This window comes from Pseudomonas acericola (SeqCode), from assembly GCF_053456465.1.
In genome coordinates this window covers 202,603-209,723 of the sequence record NZ_JBRFJB010000008.1, presented here as the reverse complement: position 1 = coordinate 209,723, position 7,121 = coordinate 202,603, and the positions used below count along the sequence as shown (strand labels likewise).

Annotated in this window: 5 protein-coding genes and 2 rRNA genes; 3 read left to right on the top strand and 4 right to left on the bottom strand. The window is 58.4% G+C overall.

Annotation, left to right across the window (positions count from 1 at the left end):
- A 5S ribosomal RNA gene (gene rrf, locus ACU688_RS24415) occupies positions 1–82 on the top strand; the annotation flags it as partial.
- A gap of 107 nt (positions 83–189) precedes the next feature.
- Positions 190–305, top strand: a 5S ribosomal RNA gene (rrf, locus tag ACU688_RS24410).
- A gap of 111 nt (positions 306–416) precedes the next feature.
- Here the strand turns inward: rrf (ACU688_RS24410) and ACU688_RS24405 are convergent.
- The 3 genes from ACU688_RS24405 to ACU688_RS24395 all read right to left on the bottom strand — a co-directional run bounded on the left by ACU688_RS24405 (position 417) and on the right by ACU688_RS24395 (position 4,473).
- Positions 417–2,903, bottom strand: coding sequence for a TonB-dependent siderophore receptor (locus tag ACU688_RS24405; RefSeq protein ID WP_448186689.1), 2,487 nt, complete (start codon positions 2,901–2,903; stop codon positions 417–419).
- A 74-nt stretch (positions 2,904–2,977) separates the two neighbouring features.
- Complete coding sequence (locus ACU688_RS24400; RefSeq protein WP_448186688.1) at positions 2,978–3,961, bottom strand: FecR domain-containing protein; 984 nt, start codon at positions 3,959–3,961, stop codon at positions 2,978–2,980.
- Positions 3,958–4,473, bottom strand: coding sequence for a sigma-70 family RNA polymerase sigma factor (locus ACU688_RS24395; protein ID WP_448186687.1), 516 nt, complete (start codon positions 4,471–4,473; stop codon positions 3,958–3,960). The genes ACU688_RS24400 and ACU688_RS24395 overlap by 4 nt, the downstream gene beginning before the upstream one ends.
- A 258-nt stretch (positions 4,474–4,731) precedes the next feature.
- On the opposite strand from ACU688_RS24395, the gene ACU688_RS24390 reads away from it, so the two are divergent.
- Positions 4,732–6,612, top strand: a complete 1,881-nt coding sequence (locus ACU688_RS24390; protein ID WP_207040821.1) for a methyl-accepting chemotaxis protein — start codon at positions 4,732–4,734, stop codon at positions 6,610–6,612.
- A gap of 37 nt (positions 6,613–6,649) precedes the next feature.
- On the opposite strand, the gene ACU688_RS24385 is transcribed toward ACU688_RS24390, so the two are convergent.
- Positions 6,650–7,108, bottom strand: a complete 459-nt coding sequence (locus tag ACU688_RS24385) for an SRPBCC family protein (RefSeq protein ID WP_448186686.1) — start codon at positions 7,106–7,108, stop codon at positions 6,650–6,652.
- Between the last annotated feature and the right edge of the window lie 13 nt (positions 7,109–7,121).

Here is a 7,121-nt window from a genome sequence, read left to right as displayed (position 1 = left end):
CCATCCCGAACTCAGCAGTGAAACGATGCATCGCCGATGGTAGTGTGGGGTTTCCCCATGTGAGAGTAGGTCATCGTCAAGATTAAATTCCGAAACCCCATTTGCGAAAGCAGATGGGGTTTTGTTTATGTAGAAGTCCATGAATTTCATCGGCACGTTGCTAGCGCAACGGTCCGGTACACAGAATTTCTTGACGACCATAGAGCATTGGAACCACCTGATCCCATCCCGAACTCAGCAGTGAAACGATGCATCGCCGATGGTAGTGTGGGGTTTCCCCATGTGAGAGTAGGTCATCGTCAAGATTGAATTCCGAAACCCCTGTCTGCTAACCCAGACAGGGGTTTTGTCGTTTAACAGGCACAAAAAAGCCAGCGCCTAATCACAGGCGCTGGCTGGATTCGAGCGCTAGCTAATCAGAACTGATAACTTACCGTTGCGCTCACATTACGTTCCTCCCCCAGGTAGCAGAAGTTCAGGCTGGCACAGGACGCAACATACGTCTCATTGGTCAGGTTGTTGGCATTCACCCGCACATCCATACCCTTCAACCCAACCTTGCCCAAGTCATATCCGATCGAAGCATCAAGCAACGTATAGGCCGGGACTTTCATCGTATTCTCCGCATCCGCCCAGCTATAGCCGACATATCGCACCCCGCCTCCAAGCCGTAAACCGTCCAATACACCGCTATTGAATTTGTAATCCGCCCATACCGACGCCATATGACGAGGCGCCTGCGTCGGCGAGTTGCCCTTGTTCTCGATCAGATTGTCGGCCGTGCTCAAGGTGCTCACCATCGACTTGGAATACGCGATATCGGTGAACGTATAGCTACCCAAAAGCTTCAGGTTATCCGTCAGTTGCATATGCGCTTCCAGCTCAAGCCCCTGGGAGCGAACGGCACCTACAGCACGATAGAAGTTTTCCTGCGGCAGTTTGGTCGCCAGATTCTCCTGATCAATGCGAAACCACGATGCGGTAAACAGGTTGTCAGTACCTGGCGGCTGATACTTCAAGCCCACTTCCCACTGCGTCCCATCAGTGGGTGCCAGCGGGTTGCCTGCGCTGTCCGAATAGGAGTTGGGATTGAAGGATTCTGAATAGCTCACATAGGGCGCCAAGCCGTTATCAAACAGATATAACGCACCTGCGCGCCCAGTCAGCTTGGTGCGCTTATCACTGATCTCGGTGCCTGCTGGCCGGTTCGCTTCAGCAATCCGATTTTCATCGGACGTCTCGACCCAGTCCTGACGCAGCCCGAGGGAAAACCGCCATTTATCCATTTCGATCAAGTCTTGTAGATAGACGCCGGTCTGCTCCAACCGTCGCAAGTAGCTGGTCGGGTTGTAATAGCTGATCGCCGAATTGCCATACACCGGGTTGAACGCGTTGATTGGCTGCAACGACCCACTGGTCCAGTCCACCACCGTTTTACGTCGCTGGTAATCCGCCCCCATCAGCACAGTGTGTTTGGTCGCCCCGGTAAAAAACTCAGCTTGCAGCATGTTGTCGATGATGAAGGCATGCAGCTTCTCGTCACCCCCGGAGTAGTAGCGATTCAGCTCGCTACTGGTCGGGCTGGTCCAGCCATAGGCATACACCTGATCCAGTCGCACCTTGGAGTCCAGATAGCGAAAGTTCTGCCGCGCAGTGAAGACGTCATTGAAGCGATGTTCGAATTGATAGCCAAACGACTGCTGATCACGCTTGTAGCCATCGACCCCAGGCTCACCCTCGAAAAAATGGCTGGAGATACGCTGGCCGTTGCGCTGGTGCAATGCGCCATCCGCCGGCATGCCGCCGTGATAGCCGCCGTCAGGATCATGTTGCAGATAGGCTTGCAGCGTTAGTGAAGTGTCTTCGGTAAAGTCGATGCTGACTGTCGGAGCCAGTGCGAAGCGTTTTTCCTTGGCGTGGTCGAACTGAGTGTCGGACTTATCCGCCAACCCAGTCAGCCGATAGGCAATACGCTTGTCGTCATCTACAGGCCCGCTGAAGTCAAAACCCATGCCCCGTTGCCCGTTACTGCCCAGCGTCGTCTGAACCTGACGATAAGGCTCAAACAAGGGCTTCTTGCTGGTCAACGCCACCAGCCCGCCGGGCGAACTGCGGCCATACAGCACTGAAGACGGTCCCTTGAGGATATCCACCCGCTCCAGGAAATACGGATCGACCTGCATCGTGCTGTAGGTGCCGCTATCCCCCATGGATTTGAGCCCATCCAGGTAAATGTTATCCACCGAGCCGTCGTTGAAACCGCGCATCGCCACATAGTCGTAGCGATGCGTCGCGCCATAGGGGTTGGTCAGCACACCCGGGGTGTAACGCATGGCTTGAGCAACGGTCTGGGAACCTTGGTCGTCCATCTGCTCGCGGGTGACCACCGAGACGGTTTGCGAGGTCTCCAGCAAGGCGGTGCTGGTCTTGGTCGCAATCTGGCTGTGAGTCGCGTTGTAGCCTTCCATGCTGCCCAAGGCATTACCCAGGGCAAAGCCTTTGATATCGGTGGTTGGTAGGGTAAGAGCGCTGTCTTCTGGTGCCTTCTGCACTACAAAGCCCACGCCATCCGAGGAAACAGCCTGCAACCCTGAGCCGATGAGCAAGTGATTCAAACCCTGCTCGATGGAATATTCGCCGTATAGCCCAGACGATTGCCGGCCCTGGGTGTGCGCCGGTGTGCTGGACAGCGTGATCCCCGCCTGTCGCGCAAACTGGTTGAGCACCGCGCTCAGCGGGCCGGCAGGAATCTCGTAGCGTTGATGGGTCTGCTCGGCGCCCGTTTGCGCGGCCATGCCGGCCAGGGGCACTGCACCGATACCCATCGCCGTCGACAGCAGCGCCGCACGCACGGCTTTGCTCAATAATGGGTAGGACGAGTTACGGGGGAAACACACAGTCATGGTCAGGATCCGTGAAGGCAGATAGAAGGCTTACTGTCTAAGCCGGACTCACGGAAAAAAGCCGCCAAAAAAACTCAGGCCGATCGCTCCAGGCTTACCCACCAACGGCTGCGGTAGCGCAATCGAACCGGCAACGTTTGCGGCAGGATCGCCAGCAACTTGTCGGTGTCCTCCAGGCGAAAAACCCCCGATAGCCGCAACTCGGCAATATCAGCCGAGCAGCCCAGGTAGCCATGACGATAACGCCCGACTTCCGCAAGGAAGTCGGCAAGGCGCATATCCCGCGTCACGATCAACCCGTCCGCCCAAGCGCCAATGTCCATATCCAACGGCGGGGCGAGGAGGGCACTCGTCTGACGCACCAGATAGCTTTCTCCGGCATGAACCTGCGTCGAAAGCCCATTCGCCTGATGCGGTGAGTGGATGGCCACATTGCCGCTGACCACACTCAACCGCGTGCAGTCACTCGCCTGGCGCACAGCGAAACGCCCGTCGATCCCTTCGAACAAACCATGGCGTGTCTGCACCCACAAGGGCGCCGAAGAAGCAGTGCCGCATGTCACCAGAATTTCCCCACGCAGCAACGTAATCATTCGTTGCTGCGTGTTGAAGTCCAGGTCCACTGCACTGTCGGTGTTGAGTTGCACACGAGTGCCATCCGGCAACTGCACGCTGCGGCGCTCGCCGGTGGCGGTAGCGAGGTCTGCGGTCCAGCGCTGCCAACCGGTGAGATCCCGGCTGAGCCACGCCGCCGAGCCCACTACCAGCACGCCAGACAGCATCTTTAATGCCTGGCGCCGGCCCAGGCCCTGCGCGCTGTTTTCCAGCGCCCTATGCGCCCCCGGTATCGTCGTCAGCTGGCTGTTCAGCTCCTGCTGCAACGCCTGCACCCGCTGCCAGGCCAATTCGTGGTCGCCGTGGGCCTCTCGCCAGTGTTCACATTGCGCGTGCAGGCGCAGATTGGCGCGGTTGTTACGCAAGCGCAGCATCCAGTGGATAGCCTGTTTGACCACCTCGGGGCTGGGGCCGAAGCGAACCGCGTTATCCACGGGTGTCATCTTTCATAACGCAGGACATAACAGTGGTAGAGCGCTTCGGCGACGTAACGCTCGACCGAGCGCAGCGATACACCCATCTGCTGTGCGATCTGCTTGTACGCCAGCCCGTCGCACTGAGCCAAAAGAAATGCCTTACGCACCTTGGGCTTCAGCCCTTCAAGCAGTCGGGCAATTTCTTCAAGCAACTCCAGCACCAACGCACGGGATTCAGCGCTGGGCGCCAATGCTTCGGGTAGGTGGGCGATGGACTCCAGATAAGCCCGTTCGATTTCCTCGCGGCGCCAGTGGTCAATCACCAGGCCCCGGGCGATGGTGCGCAAAAACGCCCGAGGCGCCTTGAGCTCAAAGCGTTCGGTCTTCTGTAACAGGCGCACAAAGGTGTCTTGCGCCAGGTCCGCAGCATCGCAGGCGTTGCCCAGGCGGCTACGCAGCCAAGTGTTCAGCCAGTTGTGATGGGTGAGGTAAAGCGTCTGTACAACGCTTTCACGCGGGATGTACTCAGAAGATGGCATTCACACAGACCTAGCCAAACGTCACAAATGATAATTAGTCGCATTGTTTGGGAGGTCGAAAAATTTTGCAACTCTGATCCTTGTACGACAACCGCTGGTCGGTTTCCTACGTAAAAATCAGATACATCCCACAATTTCCTAAGTTTTGCCCAGGCTTGGCCGAAAGCCTGACGAGCCATGCGTGCACCGAAATAGAGCGGCCGGCTCCATGCTCTGCTCGGCACGCTAACCCCCCTTTGGCAAAAAGAAGTCGATGAAATGAATCTCAAGTTCAGTCATAAAATTCTGTTGGCCGCGTCAGGCGTCGTGGTTCTAGCCTTCGCGTTATTCACGCTTTACAACGACTACCTTCAGCGCAGCACCATCAAGCAAAACCTCGAATCGTCCATCCAGCAATCCGGTGAGCTCACCGCCAGCAGTGTGCAGAACTGGCTTAGTGGGCGCATCCTGGTCCTCGAGAACCTCGCGCAAAACGTCGCGCACCAGGGCAGTGCTGCGGACCTTCCAGGGTTGGTCGATCAGCCGGCGTTCACCTCGAACTTCCAGTTCACCTATGTTGGCCAAACCAACGGCGTATTCACCCAGCGCCCTGACGCCAAAATGCCCGACGACTATGACCCGCGTCAGCGCCCCTGGTACAAGCAGGCCGTAGCTGCCGGCAAACCCATGTTGACGCCGCCGTACATGGCCGCCGTGGGTGGGCAGATCGTGACCATCGCCATGCCGGTGAAGAAAAACGGTGAACTGCTCGGCGTGGTCGGCGGTGACCTGAGCCTGCAAACCCTGGTGAAGATCATCAACTCGGTGGACTTTGGCGGCATCGGCCATGCGTTCCTGGTCAGCGGTGACGGTCAAGTGATCGTCAGCCCGGACCAGGACCAGGTGATGAAAAACCTCAAGGACATCTACCCAGGCGCCCAATTGCGCATCGAAAAGCTCAACCAGGACGTGGTCCTCAACGGCCAGGACCGCATCCTGTCGTTTACCCCGATCAGCGGTTTGCCGGGTGCCGATTGGTACATCGGTCTGTCGATCGACAAAGACAAAGCCTACGCGCCGCTGGGTAAATTCCGCACCTCGGCGTTGATTGCCATGCTGATTGCCGTGGTTGCGATCGCCGTGCTCTTGAGCCTGCTGATCCAAGTGCTGCTGCGTCCGCTGACCACCATGGGCGTGGCCATGCAAGACATCGCCCAGGGCGAGGGTGACCTGACCCGCCGCCTGGCCGTGACCAGCAAAGATGAGTTTGGCGAGGTTGGCAGCGCGTTCAACCAGTTCGTCGAGCGTATCCACGCCTCCATCTCCGAAGTGTCGTCGGCCACACGCCAGGTGCATGACCTGTCCCAGCGCGTGATGGCCTCTTCCAACGCCTCGATCATCGGTTCCGACGAGCAAAGCGCGCGCACCAACAGCGTGGCGGCGGCGATCAACGAACTGGGGGCTGCCACCCAGGAAATCGCCCGCAACGCCGCGGATGCTTCGCAGCACGCCAGCGGTGCCAGCGAACAGGCCGACGATGGGCGCAAAGTGGTGGAGCAAACCATCCTGGCGATGTCTGAGCTGTCGCAAAAAATCAGCCTGTCCTGCACGCAGATCGAAACCCTGAATGCCAGCACCGACAACATCGGCCATATTCTTGATGTGATCAAAGGCATCTCTCAGCAGACCAACTTGCTCGCGCTCAATGCCGCGATCGAAGCGGCCCGTGCCGGCGAAGCCGGGCGTGGGTTTGCCGTGGTGGCCGATGAGGTGCGCAACCTGGCGCACCGTACTCAGGAGTCGGCCGAAGAGATCCATAAGATGATCACTTCGCTGCAAGTGGGCTCGCGTGAGGCGGTGACCACCATGAACGCCAGCCAGGTCTCCAGCGAAGAAAGCGTCGAAGTGGCGAACCAGGCCGGTGAGCGCCTGATCAGCGTGACGCAGCGGATCGTCGAGATCGACGGCATGAACCAATCGGTTGCCGCCGCGACAGAGGAGCAGACCGCCGTGGTGGAAACCCTCAACGTGGATATCAACCAGATCAACCTGCTGAACCAGCAAGGCGTTACCAACCTCAACGAAACGTTGAAGGATTGCGACGCGTTGTCCCAGCAGGCCAGCCGCTTGAAGCAACTGGTCGACAGCTTCAAGATCTGACGACGTGCGCAGGAGCGAGTGTTCTCGCTCCTGCCGCTTAGTCGAGCATCCGCTGCACGTTGTCCAGGGCACTGTCGGCAAACGCCTGCATGAACTGTTCAAACCCCGCCTGCGCCGCCTCTGCCGGCTCGGCAACAATCGTCCACGTGGCCCTGGCGCTGTGTTCGCCCAGTGCCTCCACACGCATCGCCGCCCATAGCCTGGCAATTCCCAACGTGTTGTAGAGCGTCGTCCAGGTCATGCACATGGCATCGTCGTCCCGGCTGTTGAGTTGCTCGACCGCGCAATGCCCATCGCGGAAAAATTTCGTCCGCAAGGCGCCGATGCCAGCGCCGGTCATGGTGATGTGCGACAGCGCTGGGATAAACGCATCAAAGCCTGCGAAATTACCGACCAACGCCCAAAGCCGAGCCGCATCGCAGGCGGCTACCACCGAAGCCACCACCGGTGCGCCAACGGGGTTGCGGATCAATGTATCGGGTTGCAGCGGTTTCATGGAGATGTCCTGG

What these genes read in the sequence shown, in the direction of transcription:
- ACU688_RS24390 (WP_207040821.1), top strand. Translation starts at nt 4,732, where the DNA reads ATGAATCTCAAGTTCAGTCATAAAATTCTGTTGGCCGCGTCAGGCGTC.
- ACU688_RS24405 (WP_448186689.1), bottom strand. Translation starts at nt 2,903, where the DNA reads ATGACTGTGTGTTTCCCCCGTAACTCGTCCTACCCATTATTGAGCAAA.
- ACU688_RS24400 (WP_448186688.1), bottom strand. Translation starts at nt 3,961, where the DNA reads ATGACACCCGTGGATAACGCGGTTCGCTTCGGCCCCAGCCCCGAGGTG.
- ACU688_RS24385 (WP_448186686.1), bottom strand. Translation starts at nt 7,108, where the DNA reads ATGAAACCGCTGCAACCCGATACATTGATCCGCAACCCCGTTGGCGCA.
- ACU688_RS24395 (WP_448186687.1), bottom strand. Translation starts at nt 4,473, where the DNA reads ATGCCATCTTCTGAGTACATCCCGCGTGAAAGCGTTGTACAGACGCTT.